General features: G+C 64.3%; 17 protein-coding genes. 7 read left to right on the top strand and 10 right to left on the bottom strand.

Annotation, left to right across the window (positions count from 1 at the left end):
• Window positions 1–17: 17 nt before the first annotated feature.
• Together FLM52_01120 and FLM52_01115 are read right to left on the bottom strand one after the other, a co-directional pair.
• Complete coding sequence (locus FLM52_01120) at window positions 18–2,471, bottom strand: AsmA family protein (protein NVN54417.1); 2,454 nt, start codon at window positions 2,469–2,471, stop codon at window positions 18–20.
• 178 nt (window positions 2,472–2,649) lie between these two features.
• The gene (locus tag FLM52_01115) at window positions 2,650–3,084 is read right to left on the bottom strand and encodes a PanM family protein (protein ID NVN54416.1); all 435 of its coding nucleotides are present in this window, start codon (window positions 3,082–3,084) and stop codon (window positions 2,650–2,652) included.
• A 311-nt stretch (window positions 3,085–3,395) separates the two neighbouring features.
• Here FLM52_01115 and hisB point away from each other — a divergent pair, with 311 nt between their 5' ends.
• The 4 genes from hisB to hisF all read left to right on the top strand — a co-directional run bounded on the left by hisB (window position 3,396) and on the right by hisF (window position 6,364).
• Window positions 3,396–3,989 carry an imidazoleglycerol-phosphate dehydratase HisB gene (gene hisB, locus FLM52_01110; GenBank protein NVN54415.1) on the top strand — a complete coding sequence of 198 codons (594 nt, stop codon included), beginning with the start codon at window positions 3,396–3,398 and terminating at the stop codon, window positions 3,987–3,989.
• 86 nt (window positions 3,990–4,075) lie between these two features.
• Window positions 4,076–4,717, top strand: coding sequence for an imidazole glycerol phosphate synthase subunit HisH (gene hisH, locus FLM52_01105; GenBank protein NVN54414.1), 642 nt, complete (start codon window positions 4,076–4,078; stop codon window positions 4,715–4,717).
• Between the two features lie 115 nt (window positions 4,718–4,832).
• Window positions 4,833–5,579, top strand: a complete 747-nt coding sequence (hisA, locus tag FLM52_01100; protein ID NVN54413.1) for a 1-(5-phosphoribosyl)-5-[(5-phosphoribosylamino)methylideneamino]imidazole-4-carboxamide isomerase — start codon at window positions 4,833–4,835, stop codon at window positions 5,577–5,579.
• A gap of 11 nt (window positions 5,580–5,590) precedes the next feature.
• Window positions 5,591–6,364 (top strand): imidazole glycerol phosphate synthase subunit HisF, encoded by a 774-nt coding sequence (hisF, locus tag FLM52_01095; GenBank protein ID NVN54412.1) that lies wholly within the window; start codon window positions 5,591–5,593, stop codon window positions 6,362–6,364.
• A gap of 109 nt (window positions 6,365–6,473) precedes the next feature.
• Here the strand turns inward: hisF and FLM52_01090 are convergent, their stop codons facing one another.
• The 3 genes from FLM52_01090 to FLM52_01080 all read right to left on the bottom strand — a co-directional run bounded on the left by FLM52_01090 (window position 6,474) and on the right by FLM52_01080 (window position 8,471).
• Entirely contained in the window at window positions 6,474–7,361 is an 888-nt protein-coding gene (locus FLM52_01090; protein NVN54411.1) for a CHAD domain-containing protein, read from the bottom strand.
• Between the two features lie 23 nt (window positions 7,362–7,384).
• The gene (locus tag FLM52_01085; GenBank protein ID NVN54410.1) at window positions 7,385–7,996 is read right to left on the bottom strand and encodes a DUF416 family protein; all 612 of its coding nucleotides are present in this window, start codon (window positions 7,994–7,996) and stop codon (window positions 7,385–7,387) included.
• Window positions 7,997–8,177: 181 nt separating this feature from the next.
• Window positions 8,178–8,471 carry a cysteine methyltransferase gene (locus FLM52_01080; GenBank protein NVN54409.1) on the bottom strand — a complete coding sequence of 98 codons (294 nt, stop codon included), beginning with the start codon at window positions 8,469–8,471 and terminating at the stop codon, window positions 8,178–8,180.
• A 132-nt stretch (window positions 8,472–8,603) separates the two neighbouring features.
• On the opposite strand from FLM52_01080, the gene FLM52_01075 reads away from it, so the two are divergent.
• On the top strand, window positions 8,604–9,353 hold the full coding sequence (locus FLM52_01075) for a type 1 glutamine amidotransferase (protein ID NVN54408.1): 750 nt from the start codon (window positions 8,604–8,606) through the stop codon (window positions 9,351–9,353).
• A 25-nt stretch (window positions 9,354–9,378) separates the two neighbouring features.
• Here FLM52_01075 and mnmH read toward each other — a convergent pair whose 3' ends face one another.
• Together mnmH and FLM52_01065 are read right to left on the bottom strand one after the other, a co-directional pair.
• Window positions 9,379–10,485: a tRNA 2-selenouridine(34) synthase MnmH gene (mnmH, locus tag FLM52_01070; protein ID NVN54407.1), complete on the bottom strand. Its 1,107-nt coding sequence runs from the start codon at window positions 10,483–10,485 to the stop codon at window positions 9,379–9,381.
• A 118-nt stretch (window positions 10,486–10,603) separates the two neighbouring features.
• On the bottom strand, window positions 10,604–12,475 hold the full coding sequence (locus FLM52_01065) for a SulP family inorganic anion transporter (protein NVN54406.1): 1,872 nt from the start codon (window positions 12,473–12,475) through the stop codon (window positions 10,604–10,606).
• A 286-nt stretch (window positions 12,476–12,761) separates the two neighbouring features.
• Here FLM52_01065 and FLM52_01060 point away from each other — a divergent pair, with 286 nt between their 5' ends.
• On the top strand, window positions 12,762–13,406 hold the full coding sequence (locus FLM52_01060) for a DUF1415 domain-containing protein (GenBank protein ID NVN54405.1): 645 nt from the start codon (window positions 12,762–12,764) through the stop codon (window positions 13,404–13,406).
• A gap of 121 nt (window positions 13,407–13,527) precedes the next feature.
• Here the strand turns inward: FLM52_01060 and radA are convergent, their stop codons facing one another.
• From radA to FLM52_01045, 3 genes are all read right to left on the bottom strand, one after another.
• Window positions 13,528–14,940: a DNA repair protein RadA gene (gene radA / locus FLM52_01055; GenBank protein ID NVN54404.1), complete on the bottom strand. Its 1,413-nt coding sequence runs from the start codon at window positions 14,938–14,940 to the stop codon at window positions 13,528–13,530.
• Window positions 14,941–15,081: 141 nt separating this feature from the next.
• Window positions 15,082–15,549, bottom strand: a complete 468-nt coding sequence (locus tag FLM52_01050; protein NVN54403.1) for a copper resistance protein NlpE — start codon at window positions 15,547–15,549, stop codon at window positions 15,082–15,084.
• 179 nt (window positions 15,550–15,728) lie between these two features.
• Entirely contained in the window at window positions 15,729–16,868 is a 1,140-nt protein-coding gene (locus tag FLM52_01045) for an alkene reductase (protein ID NVN54402.1), read from the bottom strand.
• Between the two features lie 282 nt (window positions 16,869–17,150).
• Here FLM52_01045 and FLM52_01040 point away from each other — a divergent pair, with 282 nt between their 5' ends.
• Window positions 17,151–18,206 carry a histidinol-phosphate transaminase gene (locus tag FLM52_01040; protein ID NVN54401.1) on the top strand — a complete coding sequence of 352 codons (1,056 nt, stop codon included), beginning with the start codon at window positions 17,151–17,153 and terminating at the stop codon, window positions 18,204–18,206.
• Window positions 18,207–18,340: the final 134 nt, after the last annotated feature.

Here is an 18,340-nt window from a genome sequence, read left to right as displayed (position 1 = left end):
GCGAAGGGAGCGCGTGATCAGTTGAACAGCCCCTGAATCGCGCCCTTCAGCTTGTCGCTGGCGCCTTCGCCCAGCTTGTCGTCGATCTTCTTGCGGGTATCTTCGTCGAGCTTCTCATCCAGCTTCTCGCTGACCTTCTCGCCCGCCTTGCGCTTGGCTTCTTCCTTGGCCAGTTCCGCTGCGGCACTCTGGAAGCCTTTCTGATCGAAGCCACACCACTCGCCCGGCTCACCGCTCAGGTTGCCTTGGCACTGCACCGGGAAGCGCAGCTTGATCAGACGAGGATTGACCGCACAGGCCGCGTCATCCGCGCCCTCGATGAAGCGCGCCGCCACGTTGTAGTCGAAGGCCTCGGTCGGCAGGTTGAGCTGGCCCTTGCCGTCCAGCGCGATGCCCGGAATCGCCAGGGCGAGATCCTGATTGCTGATCACGCCATTGGTGACCGTGAAGCTGCCCTGCGCGCGCTCCAGCGGCGTATTGGCCTTCCATTCACGTGAGGAGGTCTTGCCACTCAGCGTCGCCACGGCAGTGCACATCTCCCTGGAGATATTGACGTCGAGCACCTCGCCATTGCGAATCTCGAAGTTGCCCTTGCCGTTCAGATTGCGTTTGATGCTGTCGATCTGATTGGTGCTGGTGGTGTAGTCACCATTGAGCGTCAGGCGACCACGCAGGATGTCCTTCTGCTCCGGCGCCAGCGCCTTGAGGAATGGCGCGATATCCAGATTGGTCAGCTTCTCGCCGAAACTCATGCTCAGCGGTGTCTTGCGGCTGTCGATGCGCGCATTGGCCGCCAGCGAGCCGCCGTAGAGGCTGGCCGTCAGGCTATCGAGCTGCTGTACACCCGGCTGACCGGACAGCTTGGCGCTCACCTTGTTCATCTCGAGACCCGAGGCGATCAGCGTGCCGATATCCAGCTGGCCCTGAAGGCCCAGCGTCTTGAGCAATGCCACCGGCAGCAGCTCCGCGTCACCATCGGCCGCATAGACCGGCGCGATCACGCCCGCCGTGAGCGCTTTCCCCAGGCTTGCCGTCTTCTCGTCTGCGCCTGCCGGTGCCAGGTAGTCATCGAGATTGAGCGCGTCGACATCCAGATCGAAGGTGATCTGCGAGGCATCGAAGGACGAGCCGAGGCGCCCATTGATGGTGGTGTCATCCAGCGCCATCACCAGATTGGTCAGCTGCACCTGCGACATGTCGCCCTTGAACGGGCTGGAGAAGGCCAGCGAGGTCAGCGCGCTGCTCTTGGCGGTCTGCGGCGCGTCCATGCCGACACGCGTCATCCACGCCTTGGGCGACAGCGGTGCCAGCTTGAACTGGCCGCTATAGCTAAGCGCATCGCCGGTGATGTCCTTGGCCTTGAGCGCCCCGCTGAGGCGCAGGTCACTGCCGGAGGTCAGCAGCAGGTTCTCGAGATTTGCCGTGCCCGCCGCCAGGTCGGCTTCGGCACCGAAGGTGGCTTTCAGCGGCAGGGCCTTGTCACCCAGCGCGGCCTGATGGAGCGTCGCGTCCAGCTCGGCGCCATCGGCCAGATACAGCTGCTTGTCGGTATCCAGCGTCAAGGTGTCGATATCCAGCGCCACGCTCTGGTCCTTGTCACCCAGCGACGGCATGCGCGTGGTGGTATCCAGGCTCACGCCGGTCAGCACATGACGGCCGCCCTGCAGGTCCAGCGCCACCTTGCCATCGAGGCTGACGGTGCCTTGAAGTTCCGGCTCACGCCCATCGGCCACGAACGACAGCTCTACCGGGAAGGACTTGTCGGGGCTGACGTTGGAGGAGGTCAACGCCACGTCGTTGAGCGTCATGTCGAGCCCGCTGGCCGCGTCCTGATAGGCGATCTGACCATTGGTGACCTGCACCGAGGCGATATCGAGATTGACCGCCATGCTGCCGGCGCCATTCTGCACCGACGGCGTCGTGTCATCCGCCAGCGCCACGCCGGCGCTCTTGGCCGGCGGCAGCGCTTCATCCGCCGCGCCACTGTCGGCGGCCGTCGCCGCATGCTCGAGCAGGCTTTCCCAGTTGCCACGCCCCTGTGCATCACGCTCGAGCGCCAGCTTGAGGCCGTCGAGGAAGACGCCTTCGACTTCGACCTCACCGCTCAGCAGTGGCGTGAAGGACACGCCGACTTCCGCGCGGGCAAAGGAGGCAAACGGTGACTGATCACGCTCCTGCTCCGGCAGCCAGGCTTCGGCATCCTCGACACTGACGCCGAGACGCGGATAGAAGGACCAGTCCAGCGGGCCGTTCAGGGCCAGTTCCAGCCCCGCCTGGTCCTTGACCGCCTTGACCAGTCGCGGCTTGAGATCATTCGGATCGAGGAAGGTGGTGACATAGATCACCCCCGCCACGACCACCAACGCCAGTACTCCGACGATGGCCAGCAAGGCTCTGAACAGTGCTTTCATCTGCGTCCTCCCTTTGACACGATGAGAATTGCTGCGGCGCCTCATTCCAGAGGGCAGCATTTGAGATGGCGCTGGGGGCTTGCGGCATCAGGTGATGCCCTTTCTGCCGCTCATCATCGAGCACGCATGCCGTGCATCGTCCTCTTGCTCGGCAAAAAGCCTCAATGCGACCTCGATGATGACACAGGCGGTGGACAGGTCGCGTTGACGTCAGTTCCGCATCCAGCAACGACCGGGTTCACTCCTGCGCCAGCACGAAGCCGTCGCGGGCGGGGTCTCGCACATAGCCGAGACGTGATACCAGCAGCTCGTCGGCCAGGGTCAATCCCTGACTCGGCACGACCAGCAGACGCTGGGCACTGGCCGCTTCCAGCGACAGCAGGGCCATCAGACGCGTACCGACACCGCGTCGACGCGTGCTCTTGCGCACGCAGCAATGGCTGATCTTCCAGGCATCGCCTTCATCCTCGCAGAGCAGCGCGCCGATATGACGATCGTTGAAGAAGGCGCTGCAGAAGCGATGTCCCGCGGCGAGATTGGCTTGAATGAAGTCGTCCGGGGCAAGCGGAAGACGCTCACCGGGAGCTTCGTGATAGATACGCGACAGGTCGATGCGGACTTGCTCATCGGTCTGCCAGCGCGCGTGGTCGATCATCTGAAGAGTGACCGGCATGGTGAATTCCTCGCCCGCGACATGAATGCCCGCCATTGTAGCGGATGCCATTGTCCTTTCTCTATAATGACGGGTCGGGCAGGCACGCAGACGCCGCGCCTGCCGCCGATCAGGCGCCCCGCCGACGGCTCTCTGCCGTCGTCAATGCCCTGATCACGATTTCGATTGCGACATCACATGACAATAACCACATGATGCGCACTTCCCGGCCGGACTGGACACACGCCTCTCATACCAAAGGCCCCAGACTGCGCCCAGACCCCATCGGCCTCGAAGCCGCTGATGGCGTCACCGACCGCTGGAGAGACATCATGGTAGAGCGTATCGCCGAAGTTCATCGCAACACCTCGGAAACCAAGATCCGGGTCCGCATCAATCTGGACGGTGAAGGCAAGCTGAGCGCCAACACTGGCGTGCCCTTCCTCGAACACATGATGGACCAGATCGCCCGTCACGGCGTGATCGACATCGAGGTCGACTGCGATGGCGACCTGCATATCGATGACCACCACACCGTCGAGGACATCGGCATCACCCTGGGACAGGCCTTCGCGCAGGCACTGGGCAACAAGGCCGGCATCCGCCGCTACGGCCATGCCTACGTACCGCTGGATGAAGCCCTGTCGCGCGTGGTGATCGATTTCTCCGGTCGTCCGGGGCTGTTCATGCAGTGCGAGTTCACCCGCGGCAACATCGGTCGCTTCGATACCCAGCTGTTCTGGGAATTCTTCCAGGGCTTCGTCAATCACGCTGGCGCCACCCTGCATATCGATAACCTCAAGGGTTTCAATGCCCACCACCAGGCCGAGACCATCTTCAAGGCCTTCGGTCGTGCCGTGCGCATGGCGGTGGAAGAGGACGAGCGCATGGGGGGCCGTATCGCCTCCACCAAGGGCTCATTGTAAACAGGGCTCGCTGTAAACGAATGATCCGGGCGCCAGACGCCTGACATCCAGCGCCGGAGCCTGCCTCCGGCCTTCGGGAGAAAGACATGACGATTGCCGTCATCGACTATGGCATGGGCAACCTGCACTCCGTCGCCAAGGCGCTTGAGCACGTGGCCGACGAGAATGTCGTGATCACCAGCGACCCGCGCGCCATCCGCGGTGCCACCCGCGTGGTGCTGCCCGGCCAGGGCGCCATCCGTGACTGCATGGGCGAGCTTGAACGCGCCGAGCTGCGCGGTCTGGTCGGCGAGCTGTTGAGCAACCACAGCAAGCCGCTGCTGGGCGTATGCGTCGGTCAGCAGATGCTGATGGAGCGCAGCGAAGAGAACGGTGGCATCGATTGCCTCGCCTACTTCAAGGGCGACGTGAAACGCTTCGATGACCAGCAGCTGGACGAACATGGCCAGCGCCTCAAGGTGCCGCACATGGGCTGGAACCATGTCGCGCACACCCAGGGCCACGCGCTGTGGGAAGGTATCGAGGACAACTCGCGCTTCTACTTCGTGCACAGCTTCTATGTATCGGCCAGCGAGCGCTCCAAGGTCTACGGCGCAACGCACTATGCCGGTGCCGAGGCGCACGTCGCCATCGGTGAGGGCAGCCTGTTCGCGGTGCAGTTCCACCCGGAGAAGAGCGCGGCCGCCGGCCTCAAGCTGCTCGAGAACTTCGTCCGCTGGCAGCCCTGAAGGCTCGCCCGCGTGACCCTCGGCGTCTGTCTCGCGTGACGGACGCCGATACATCCGCCTTCGATATACCGACGACAATACAGGCGTGACAAGACACGCCGAGAGGACACCCGACATGCTGGTAATCCCCGCGATCGATCTCAAGGACGGTCAGTGCGTACGCCTGAAGCAAGGCCGCATGGAAGACTCCACCAACTACGGCGATGACCCGCTGGCCATGGCCGCGCGCTGGGTCGAGGCCGGTGGCCGCCGTCTGCATCTGGTCGATCTCAACGGTGCCTTCGAAGGCAAGCCGGTCAATGGCGACGCCGTGACACGCATCGCCCGCGCCTACCCGGAGCTGCCGATCCAGATCGGTGGTGGCATCCGTGATGCCGCGACCATCGAGCACTACCTGGAAGCCGGTGTCGGTCAGGTCATCATCGGCACCAAGGCCGTGAAGGAACCGGCCTTCGTCGCCGAGATGTGCCGCGCCTTCCCGGGCCGCATCATCGTCGGTCTCGATGCGCGTGACGGCTTCGTGGCCACCGATGGCTGGGCTGAAGTCTCCACCATCAAGGCCACCGAACTGGCCAAGCGCTTCGCTAACGACGGCGTGTCCTCCATCGTCTATACCGACATCGCCCGCGACGGCATGATGCAGGGCGTCAACATCGAAGCCACCGTGGCACTGGCCCGCGAAGGCGGTATCCCGGTGATCGCGTCCGGCGGCGTAACCAACCTGGATGACATCCGTGGCCTGGCCGAAGTGGCCGATCAGGGCATCCTCGGTGCCATCACCGGCCGCGCCATCTATGAAGGCAGCCTGGACATCGCCGAAGCGCAGGCGCTGTCCGACGCCATCAACGGCCGCAAGGCCTGAGGGGAGCGATCATGGCACTCGCCAAACGCATCATCCCGTGTCTGGACGTCGACGCCGGTCGTGTCGTGAAGGGCGTCAACTTCGTCGGTATCCGCGATGCCGGTGACCCGGTCGAGGTCGCCAAGCGCTACAACGAGCAAGGCGCCGACGAGATCACCTTCCTCGACATCACCGCCAGCGTCGACAACCGTGGCACCACGGTCGACATGGTGTCGCGCATCGCCGGTGAGGTATTCATCCCGCTGACGGTGGGTGGCGGCATCCGCACCTGTGAAGACATTCGCACCATGCTGAATGCCGGCGCGGACAAGGTCTCGATCAACACCGCGGCCGTGTTCAATCCGGACTTCGTGCGCGAAGCCGCGGAACGCTTCGGCAGCCAGTGCATCGTGGTCGCCATCGACGCCAAGCGCGTCAGCCAGGACGGCGAGACACCGCGCTGGGAGATCTTCACCCACGGTGGCCGCAAGCCGACCGGACTCGACGCCGTCGAGTGGGCGAAGAAGATGGTCGAGCTGGGCGCCGGTGAACTGCTGCTGACCAGCATGGACCGCGATGGCACTAAGGCCGGTTTCGATCTCGGTGTGACACGCGCCATCTCCGACGCCGTCAGCGTGCCGGTGATCGCCTCCGGCGGTGTCGGCACCCTCGACCATCTGGTGGATGGCGTGCTCGAAGGCGGTGCGGATGCGGTGCTGGCCGCAAGCATCTTCCACTTCGCCGAGTACACCATCCCCGAAGCCAAGGCCTACATGGCCGAACGTGGTATCGAGATGCGCCTGTAAGCGCAGCCGCAGGGTAGTTCAGGCAGAAACGCGAACGCCGCCATTTCCTCAGGGAATGGCGGCGTTCGTGTCTGCAGAGACGCAACTTCGGCTCAGGCGAGAACAGCGCTCAGACGTAGCCCAGCTTCTTCAGCGGCTTGAGCGCCTGCGCGAGTCGCTGGTCGGCAAGCGTCATGATGTCCGCGACCAGGTGCTTCTCGGCGGCGGGCAGCATCACGCGCTCCCCGACCCACAGCGCCAGCTCCGCCAGGTCATGCTGATTGCCCAGCCGCGCGGCCGCCTTGTCGAGCAGTTCCGGCTCGCGGCGCCGTCCGTGACTCGGTGACTCGAGCTCCCGCGCGGCTGCCTCGCCCAGCGCCTCGCGCGCCAGTGCCAGCTGGAACATGCGGTACTTGACCCACTTGCGCAGCCGGTGAGACGCCTCGATCTCACGCTTGCTGGCCACCTGCGCCGCAAGCTTGCTGATGCGATGACGACTGAACTCCAGCCCGGTGTTGAGCTCCTCCACCGTCAGCGGTGCCGCCTGCCAGGCCGCCCGCTCTTCGCCCAGCAGCGTCTCGAGCGGCGCGTGATCCAGCTCGCCTTCGGGCTCGCTGAGCGCGGCACTGGTCAGCCCCGGACGCAGCGCATCCAGCAGACGCTGACTGCGCTCATCCACCCAGGCGTAGGCGCGACCATGGGTCTTGCGCAGCATGTGCGCCTCGCGCGGCCCGGCCAATGCCTTGGCGACGGCGCGCGGACGCGCCTGATGCTCACTCACCGCCGACTTGCCCAGTGACTCACGCCGCAGTTGCCACCAGCCGCGCAGCTGCTTGCAGTCGACACGTAGCGCGTGCACATCCGCCGCTCTCAGCGTCGGCTGCGCGAGACGCTCACGCATGGCGTCCAGACGCGCCTGAATCACGCCATTCAGCGCTGCGTTCATCGGAGAAGAATCCTGCTGACGGGTGTCGCTCATCTGTCTCTCCAACAACGGCTGGCCAGTCATCACTGGCACCAGGATGACCCGAATCGGGCCGCTCAGTCCTGCAAGGATAGTCCGAGATTGCTGACATCTTCATTGCGGCCCAATTGCTTGAGCGCGCGCCAGTCATCGCGGGACAGCTGCGGGGCTTCGACGCTCTCGAGCACGGCGTCCTGGAAGTCACGCTCATCGATCATCAACGGATGTTCGCGAATCATGGCCTCCAGCGCTTCCTGCTCGATTCCCTCACCGGCCTGCAGATCGATCAACGCGCGCACGCCATCGGCGGACAGACGGCTGATCTTGAGCGCAGCTTCCGGCTCTTCGCTGATCAGCACATCGATGCAGGCGGTCAGCGCCATCACCGCTTCCAGCGCGCGGCGCGCGCCGAAGCTGTCATCTTCCTCGGCGGGCTCGAAGGCGGTGACCTTCTCGGCCTGCAGCGAGAAATCGATCTTGGCATCGCGCACGCGCAGCTGCTCCCAGACGAGGTCCAGCAGCTTGCGCAGCTCACGCGTGGTGTCCAGCGCGCTGGCCGTGCCGTTGGCTTCGGCGTAGAAGCCGGCATTGGGCAGGAGTCGCTCGGTCAGCGCCGCCATGAAGGCAGTACGGCGCACGGGGGCCAGCGCATCAAGGCGCGCACGGAAACCGGATACAGGCTGAGTCATGACGGCTCTATTCTCACTTCACTATTCAATATGCGGCGTCCGCGCTGGCGTCTTGCCTGTGCCAGCCACGATGTCACCGTAGAGGGGTATAGGGTATGCGATAGGATAGGCGAAAGTGTAGCGCCCGCGCGTGGCCGGATGAACGCGACCCTGCTCGAGCGCTGCCATGCTGTTGCATACCTCAGGGCCACAGGCACTCTGTCGGCACGCGACCGGCACCATCGAACAGGATGCCTTCGCTGCGCAACTTTTCCCGCTGGCGCACCGCTCCGCCGTGCTCGGTGACCTTGAGCGAGGCATTGATCACGCGATGCCAAGGTAGCTGATGGCCATCCGGCAGATGTCGCATCGCCGAACCGACCATGCGGGCAGTGGCGCCATCGGTCATCTTGGCGATACGCCCGTAGGTGGTGATGCGGCCTTCAGGAATCTGCGCCACCACGGTGTAGATCTGTTCGAGCAGTTCGGCCCGCATGCGGTTCTCTCCTTGTCGTGTCGCGGCTGATTCACCCGGTGCAGGTGCTGAGATGCAGGTGCTGAGATGCAGGTACTGGGATGCCGGCACTGGGGCCTTTACGCTGACATGGCACTCACGCATGATGAAGCCATGCATCTTTACTTCATACATCAGGGGCAACTCCCTGACACTGAACCAGATTCAGCCGCCGATACCGCAACGCTAGCGCATGACTGGCAGAGTCCGCTACGTCTCAAGGACTGGCTTTCCGGCATGGGGCACAGCTTCAACACCAGCTTCCCGCTGGCAGGCGAAGCCTTGCCGGGCATCGATGACTTTCATGCGCTGGTGGTGCTGGATGGTCCGCAACGCCTGTCGAGCGCCGCAAAGACAGCCTCGCCCGCCGAACAGCAGTCGCTGCGCCTGCAGCGCAAGTTGATTCGGCGCACGCTGAACAGCAATCGCCCGCTGTTGGGGATTGGCCTGGGGGCGCGACTGATCGCCGAGCAGATGGGGGCGATCGTCTCGTCCGCCGTGGTGCCGCAGCGTCGCTGGGCCACGCTGACGCGCAGCAACGAGTGCCCGCTGGGACTACCCGCCGAGTTCGCGGCCTTGATGTGGCATGAGGAGATCTGCGGCCTGCCGGAAGACTGCGAGCTGCTGGCCAGCGGCGAGCACACGCCAGTGGCCGGCTTCAGCTGGGATCAGGGCCGCGTGGTGGCGCTCAACTTCCATCCGCACATGGGAGCCCTGGCCACGCAGGACCGCCTGGCCCACCATCCCGCGCCCATGGAGGGCATTGGCGTGCAATCACGCGAGGCGTTGCTGGAGGATCCGAAGCGCTTTGATCGTCAGGCGGCCCTGCTGGACCGCCTGCTGGTGGACTGGCTGGATGCGTGAGTACTGACCGCGCCCATGAGGGAGGTCAGCGCTGCCAGCGGTGATTGGCGCTCCACTCACGCGCGAAGGCGAGGCTGTTGTCCCAGTCGCCGACGTGCAGGAAGGTGCGCTCGTGCTTCTCGAGCTGATAGCGGTACATCGGGTCGTAATACTCGCTGAGCAGCGGTGCCAGCCAGCCTTCATGGGCAATGGGATTGCCGCGCTTGTGCTCCTGGAAGGCGATGTCCTGCATGCGCACCAGACGAGCAAGGCGCGCACTGCCCAGGCGCTTGCGAAGACGCAGCAGTGCCTGACGCAGCTGGCGCTGCATCAGGGTCCAGCCGAGGAAGTCACCATAGTGACGACTGTAGGTGGACCATAGCCCCTCGATATAGTCCTTCTGAATCTGCACGATTCGCCAATCCAGCGGCATCTCGACGCGGATCAGCGGCGCCTGCTCCATCGCGCGCCAGGTGGCGAGCGGAATGTTGACGCTGCCGATGAAGCGCGACTCGTCTTCCATGATGGTCGGCGCTTCATCCTCAAGCGTGAGCATCTCGGCGGCAATGCGGTGCTCGAAGTCGATCTGGCTCGGCGCCGGGAAGGGGTGACGGCCGAAGGCCGAACCCTTGTGGCGCGCACAGCCTTCCAGGTCGATGCCATTGTCCAGCGCATGGATCAGCTCAGTCTTGGCACAGCCGGTCAGCCCGCCGATCAACAGCATCGGGGCCTGCTCGGCACGCTCATCGATATGCTGACAGAGCTGCTGACGCATGGCCTTCCAACCGCCCTCGATGCGTGGGCGCTCGATCCCTGCTTCCTGCAACCACTGCTGACTGAGCTGGGAGCGCATGCCGCCGCGGAAGCAGTAGAGAATCGCGTCAGGGTGCCGCTCGATGTGCTCGACCCAGGCGCGGATACGCGCACGCTTGATCCCGCCGCTGACCAGTTGATGGCCAAGATGTACCGCCGATTCCGGGCCGACCTGCTTGTACTGCAGCCCGACGCGATGACGCTCCTCATCATCCATCAGTGGCAGATTGACGGCACCCGGCAAGGCACCAGCGGCGAACTCGACCGGCGCGCGCACATCGATCAACGGACGGCCGTCGCGAATCAGGTCGCAGCTGGCCGCCACGGTGGGCAAACTCATGGGCATCTCTCGGCAGACAGAACAGGATTGAGGCAATGGGCGGCGACTAGCTGGCTGGCCGCACCATCAAGGGGCCATATTCTATCGCAAGCGTGCAGCCGCCCCCAGCCTTGTACTTTCACGCCAACGGTGGCGTCAGGCGCATCCCCTGCCCCGGCCCGATCCCGGCCGGGCCGAACAACTGACAGTCGGGGCAGGCAGCGGGTTGATCACCGTGGGCGCGATGCGCTTCGGCGACCGAGTCGCGCAGCGAGGCGATCGCCGCCTCGGCGGTATGGAAGTAGTTCTCACGCCCCATGCGCTCGAGGAAGCCACCGCGCTCCATCACTTCCAGCGCGTACATGCGAAAGCCGCACATGCTGAGACTGCCGCCAGCATCGCGCAGGCGACGCTGCTCGATCTCGAGCATCTCGGCACCCGCGATATCGATGAAGTTGCAGCCGGTGCCCAGCAGGATGACGTGCTTGCCGGTATAGCGCGCCAGCTTGCGCTGGACGTGGTCGACCGCCCCGAAGAACAGCGAGCCATCCACGCGCAGAATCACCACCTCTCGGCATTGAGCCAGCTGATAACGCTCGGCATTGCGCACCCCAAGCTCCGGATGATCCGGGTCTGGCGCCATCTCGACCAGCCGTGGCCGTGAGGTGCGGTTCAGATACAGCACCAGCGAGACCAGCACCCCGGCGAAGATGGCGAACTCCAGCGGCAACAGCAGAGTGGCGAGGAAGGTGATCACCAGCACCACCGCCTCTTCGCGACTGACGGCCAGAATCTGGCGGATATGACCGACTTCGATCAGGTTGGCGGCAATCACCATGATCAGGCCCGCCATCGCAGGCAACGGCAGCCAGGCGGTCACGTCAGGCACCAGCAACAGCACCGCCAGCACGATCAGCGCCGCCACCACCACCGACAGCGGCGTGCGGGCACCGGCATCATAGTTGGCGCCGGAACGCGTGAAGGACCCGGAACCGGCAAAGCACGAGAAGAAACTGCCTGCCAGATTCGACAGACCCTGGCCGATGAACTCCTGGTTGCCATCGATACGCTGATGCGAGCGCACGCCGATGGCGCGCGCGATGGAGACCGCCTCGATCAAGCCGAGCACCGCCAGCGCGAAGGCCGCCCCACCCAGCGAGCGCAGGGTATCAAAGCCCAGCGGCGGCAGGGAAAACGGCGGCAGGCTACCGGACAGGGCGCCAACCATCGGGATACCTGCCGCACTGCCGCCGAGCAATGCCGCGACACCGCAGCCGACGGCCATCGCCACCAGCATCCATGGCAGCTTGCGATTCAGCCGCCGGACCAGCACGGCCGCAAGCAAGGTACTGAGTCCCGTAATCAGTGTTGCCCACGAGGTATCGTCCAGATGCCCGAGCAGCGCCCACCAGGTGCCGAGAAAGCTCGAGGCATCGCCAAGCGCGATACCGAACAGATGCTTGAGCTGACTGGTGGCGATCAAGACCCCGGCGCCGGCGGTGAAGCCGATCACCACCGTATGCGAGATGAGATTGACCAGCGCCCCCATGCGCATCAGCCCCAACGACAGCTGGATGATGCCGACCATGCAGGTCAGCGCCAGCACCAGCGGCAGGTATTCGGGACTGCCCGGCGCGGCCAGGGTCGAGACGGTGCCGAACACCACCATCGAGATCGCCGCGGCCGGGCCACTGACCATATGCCGCGAACTGCCGAACAGGCCGGCGATGATCGCCACCACGATGGCGGCATACAGCCCATGCGCCGGTGGCAGGCCGGCGATCAACGCATAGGCCACTCCCTGGGGCAGCACCAGCACCGCGCCACTCAGGCCCGCGATCAGATCAGAACGCGCATCCCCGGGCGACAGCTGACGCATCCAGCCGAGAAAGGGCAACAGTCGCGACAGACGATAGGCCGCGGCACTGGTGTGCTCGGGCCCCTCTGCTCTCTCGGTAGATTCGGGAGATTCGGAGGGCGGCGAGGAAGGAGGCGGAGTATCAGCGGACAAGAAGTATCTCCGTGGCGAGGCAGGAAAGAAGTCGTCAGCCGGTAGCCGCAATGTCCCTGAGCGTTCTCGGGGCGGGCTTGAAACCAGCGGTGATAAGTCTATCGCTGAAATCACTGATGAAACAGGGCCGCCACATGCTCGGCGACCACCTGCGGCCCTGCGACAACTTCAGGTTGAAGAAGCCCGATAACGAGAAACGAAGAGAGGCGAGAAGACACGGCGCTGGCCATGCCGCGCCCGAGCAGTGACAATACCCGCTCCTGACACCGCTGCGGACCCTGACGCCATGACCACCGACGCTACGCCGACCGATACCACGACTCCCGAGACGGCGGGTGGCTATACCCCGCCGCTGGATGCCAGCGAAGCCGAGGCCATCGACGCCACGCGCCAGTGGGTCGAGACGCACATCATCGCCGACAATCTGTGCCCGTTCGCCGCCCGTGAGATGGCACGCAACAGCATCCAGTATGCCGTGGTGCCCGGTGCAGGACTCGAGCGCAGCCTACAGGCACTCGGCGACGAGCTGCTGAACCTGGACGCCAATCGCGATGCCGAGACGACGCTGGTGATCTTCAAGGACGGCTTCCGCGACTTCGATACCTACCTCGAGCTGCTCGACTATGCCGAGGCGCTGCTCGAGATGCAGGGCTACGAGGGCATCTATCAGCTGGCCAGCTTCCACCCGGAATACGTGTTCGAGGACACCGAGGAAGACGACGAGGCCAACTACACCAACCGCTCGCCCTACCCGATGCTGCACCTGCTGCGCGAAAGCTCGGTCGAAGCCGCCATCAATGCCTACGCAGGCGATGTCGAAGAGGTGCCGGGCCGCAATGAGGCACTGATGCGCGAGCGCGGTGTCGAGCTTCTGGTCTCACGCCTCAAGGCCTGTGCTCACGCCGCCCGCCAGGCTGACAAACAGGACTGAGCTTCGTGCTCGGAGAAAACCCCATACGAACAAGGCCAGCCGAGAGGCTGGCCTTGTTCGTTGTATGCAGCATCACACCACGATGTCCCCGTGCAGCAGACTCACGCGCCAGGCGCAGATGTCACAGGGCTTCCAGTGCTTGGGACAGCTTGTCGACCGCCACGATGGTCATGCCCTTGGGCGGATTCCTGGGGGCATTGCCCTTGGGCACGATGGCGCGCGTAAAGCCGTGTTTGGCGGCCTCGACAATGCGCTCCTGGCCACTCGGCACCGGACGGATCTCGCCGGACAGCCCCACCTCGCCGAACACCACCAGCTCACGCGGCAGCGGGCGGTTCTGCAGGCTGGAGACCACCGCACACAGCACCGCGAGGTCGGCGCTGGTCTCGAGCACCTTGACCCCGCCGACCACGTTCAGGAAGACATCCTGATCGCCGGTGAACAGGCCACCATGCTTGTTGAGCACTGCCAGCAGCATCGACAGACGATTGCCGTCCAGACCGACGGCGACACGGCGGGGATTGCCCAGCGGCGAGTCATCCAGCAAGGCCTGCACTTCGATCAGGATCGGTCGCGTGCCCTCCCACACCACCATCACCAGACTGCCGGAGGACTGCTCCTCGCTGCGCGACAGGAAGATCGCGCTGGGGTTCTTCACCTCCTTCAGGCCCAGCTCGACCATGGCGAACACGCCCAGCTCGTTGACCGCACCGAAGCGGTTCTTCTGGCCACGCAGCGTGCGGAAGCGCGAATCGCCATCGCCCTCCAGCAGCAGGGAGGCGTCGATCATGTGCTCCAGCACCTTGGGCCCGGCCAGCGAGCCGTCCTTGGTCACGTGGCCGACCAGCAGCAGCACGGTATTGGTTCGCTTGGCGAAGCGGGTCAGCGCGGCGGCGGACTCACGCACCTGCGAGACACCGCCCGGCGCGGATGACAGATCCTCCAGATGCATGGTCTGAATGGAGTCGATGATCAGCACCTCGGGCTTCTCGCGCTCGGCGGTGGCCAGAATCGTCTCGACGCTGGTCTCGGCCAGCATCTTGAGACCCTGGGTCGGCAGCTGCAGACGATGGGCGCGCATCGCCACCTGCGACAGCGATTCCTCACCGGTGACGTAGAGTGAGCGCTTCTGCTGGGCGAGCTTGCAGGCGGTCTGCAGCAGCAGCGTCGACTTGCCGGCCCCCGGGTGGCCACCGAGCAGCACGGCGGAACCCGGCACCAGCCCGCCGCCCAGCACGCGGTCGAACTCGCCGAAGGTCGAGGAGAAGCGCGGCACTTCGGCCAGCGAGACATTGGAAAGATCGGTCACATTGTCGCTGAGCGTGCCGGCGTAGCCGCCCCGCCCATTGCTGGCGCTACGCGCGGCACCACCGGCGACGGCCCCCGCAGCGGGGGCGGCGCCGGGCAATACCGTGGCGCCGACGCGGATTTCCTGCAGGGTGTTCCACTCGCGGCAGCCGCTGCACTGGCCCTGCCACTTCGAGAATTCGCTACCGCATTCGGTACATACGAAGGCGCTCTTTGCTTTCGCCATCAGACAATCCTGTCGGGAAGAAGTGATTCTCGGCGTCATGATGAAGTGTCGTCAGCCGCGGATTTCCAACGGCCAGACACAAGGAAGGCGGCTTGCGCCGCCTTCCTTGTGCTCACGATCGCCTTGTGGCGCACGGCACGCTTACTGGCGCTTGAGGCGCAGTGTCTCACCGTTCTGGAAGCGACGCTTCTGCGGGTCGACCAGTTCCAGGGTCTGGGCATCCAGACGCAGGAAGTAGTAGGTCTGGCCTTCGCCGTCCGGCGTCAGCTCATAGACGGTCGCGTTCGGGTCCGTCACGGTGCCGGACAGCACGTCCCACTGGCCTTCGTAATGCTCCGGGTCCGGCTGCTGCGGATGATCACGATAGGTGGCATCGAGACTGAAGGTACGCTCATCCTGGGCTGCCTCTTCGGCACCCTTGAGGCGTACATCGAGGTCAATGCCCGTGCAACGACGACACGGCAGGGTGCCCTTGTAGACGGCAACCTGCTCGCTGGCTGTCTCGGTAGCGCTGTCGTCAGCGGCACCGTCATTGGTCTGGGCCGTTGATGCGCACCCGGCGAGACCGACCATCAGCGCGGCTCCCACCATCAGAGTCCTGATCTGCATTGAATCCTCCTTAAGGCGATGACTCGATAGCAGCGTCAGCGCTATCGACGGCGAGCGGTCTGCCCGCTTTGGCAGGCAGACCGCTCACAAGCTTCCACGCTCAAGAATAGCGGGTATCCGCCCCGGGAGGCCACCCCCGATGGCGTTTATCGAACACCATTCGCTAAATCGTGTCGGCCTCAGCCGCGGCGATCATGGCCATTGTCGAGAAACGGATAGTCGGTATAACCCTTGGCACCACCACCGTAGAAGGTATCCGGGTCCTGCTCGTTGAGCTCAGCGCCGAGGCGAATGCGCTCGACCAAGTCCGGGTTGGCGATATACGGGCGCCCGATGGCGACGGCATCCGCGATGCCCTCATCGATGATGCGTGCCGCGCTCTCACCGTCGTAATGGCCGCAGAAGATCAGCGCGCCCGTGACGCGCTCGCGCAGGGCACGACGGAAGTCATCGCTGAACTTGATGTCGCCACCGGCCCAGTCCGGCTCGTTGACGTGCACATAGGCGATGCCACGTCTGGAGAGCTGCTCGGCCATGTAGAAGGCCATCTCTTCCGGCTCGTCATCGGTCAGACCGAAGATCTCGATGAAAGGCGTCAGGCGGATGCCGGTACGCTCAGGGCCGAAGACTTCGGCGACGGCATCGACGACTTCCAGCGTCAGGCGCGCACGGTTCTCGACCGAGCCACCGTACTGGTCAGTACGCTGATTGGTGCCGGTGGCCATGAACTGGTTGAGCAGATAGGCATTGGCGGCATGCACCTCGATCATGTCGAAACCGGCGCGCTTGGCACGCACGGCGGCCTGGCGATAGTCCTCGATCAGCTGGGGAATCTCGTCCGTCTCCAGGGCGCGCGGCGTACTGGTGGGATGACGCCCACTGGTGCCGTCCTCGAACTCGACGAAGCACTGGGCGCCTTCACCCCGCAGGGCGCTCGGCGCGACCGGCTGCTGGCCGTCCGGCTGCACCATCTCATGCGAGACACGTCCGACGTGCCACAGTTGCAGCGCCATGCGGCCGCCCTTGGCGTGCACCGCTTGGACGACGCCCTTCCAGCCCGCCTCCTGCTCATCGGTCCAGATACCCGGCGTGTAGACATAGCCACGTGCGGTGGGCGAGATGTTGGTCGCCTCGCTGATGATCAAGCCGGCACCGGCACGCTGACCGTAATAGGCCTGCTGCAGCTCACCAGGCACGCTGTCGGGGGTACGAGCACGTGTCAGCGGCGCCATCAGGATGCGGTTGGGGAGGGTCAGATCACCGAGCTTGACCGGATCGAGCAGGGTATCGGCGTACGGGGCATTGGTGTTGGCAGTCATCGGGGCTCCTTGAATTGCAGGTCTTCGCCCAGCGTCCTCATCGCACTAAGTCGCGCAAGCTGGGCAAGCATACCTATGACATGCGGTACACCACGCGCTGCTTCAAGCACGCGCATCGCACGAGAATAATGCTGGCATGGCAACAATGTGGAAAGCTGCACCAGTCGGCACGCTTCAGGCTCAGGCCGAGAGCCTGCCGGAGCTTGTACCGCGACGATCCAGCGGGCAACATGAAAAGCATCCATGACACGGGTCATGCACTGTCACCAGCGGCGAGAAATCATGAGCAAGTACTGGAGCCCCCAGGTCCACGACCTGACCCCCTACGTCCCCGGCGAACAACCGCGTGAGCAGCTGATCAAGCTGAACACCAACGAGAACCCCTACCCGCCGGCGCCCGCCGTGGAGCAGACGCTGCGCGAGTTCAATGCCTCTGATCTGCGCCGCTACCCGGACCCGAGCTCCAGCTCACTGCGCACCGCCCTGGCCGATACCTTCCATGTGGCCGCCGAGGAAGTCTTCGTCGGCAATGGCTCCGATGAGGTGCTGGCGCTGGCCTTCCAGGCATTCTTCCGTCAGGACAAGCCGCTGCTGCTGCCGTCCATCAGCTACAGCTTCTACCCGGTCTACTGCCGCATGTATGGCATCGAGTCGCGCAGCATCGCGCTGGCCGACAACTGGGAAGTCGACCTGGAAGCCTTCGGCAACGACAATGGTGGCATCATCTTCGCCAACCCCAACGCCCCGACAGGGCATGGCCATGGCCGCAAGGCGATTGCCGCGCTGCTGGAGCGCAATCCGCAGAGCGTGGTACTGGTCGACGAGGCCTACGTGGACTTCGGCGGCGAAAGCGCCATCCCGCTGATTCATCAGTATCCGAACCTGGTCGTGTCGGGCACTTTCTCGAAATCGCGCAGCTTGGCGGGCATTCGTCTTGGCTATGCCGTGGCCTCGCGTGAGCTGATCGAGGGTTTGGAGCGCGTGAAAGACTCCTTCAACTCCTACCCCATCGATCGCCTGGCCGAACAGGTCGGTGTCGCCGCGCTCAGTGATCCCGCTTATTTCGATGAGTGCCGCACGCGAGTCATCACCACCCGCGAGCAGACGCGCGATCGCATGGCCGCGCTGGGATTCAAGATTTTGCCCTCGCAGACCAACTTCGTACTGGCGACTCACCCGACCCACGATGCCGGCAAGCTGTTCATCGGCCTGCGCGAACAGGGCATCCTGGTGCGCCACTTCAACACCGACACACTACGTGACTATCTGCGTATCAGCATCGGTACCGATGCCGAGATGGATAGCCTGATCGAAGCCCTGGAAACCCTGTGTCGCTGAGATAGCACACGGCCTGGCCAGTGATTGCTCCAATCAGAGAAGGCGCCCACAGGGCGCCTTCTCTGATCAGGACGTTACTCACGAGTTCACCGCACGGCCCATCACACAGCTCATTACAGACCTCGTCGTACCGT

The sequence above is a fragment of the bacterium Scap17 genome, assembly GCA_013376735.1.
Lineage (GTDB): Bacteria > Pseudomonadota > Gammaproteobacteria > Pseudomonadales > Halomonadaceae > Cobetia.
This window is presented reverse-complemented; position numbering and strand designations above follow the sequence as displayed.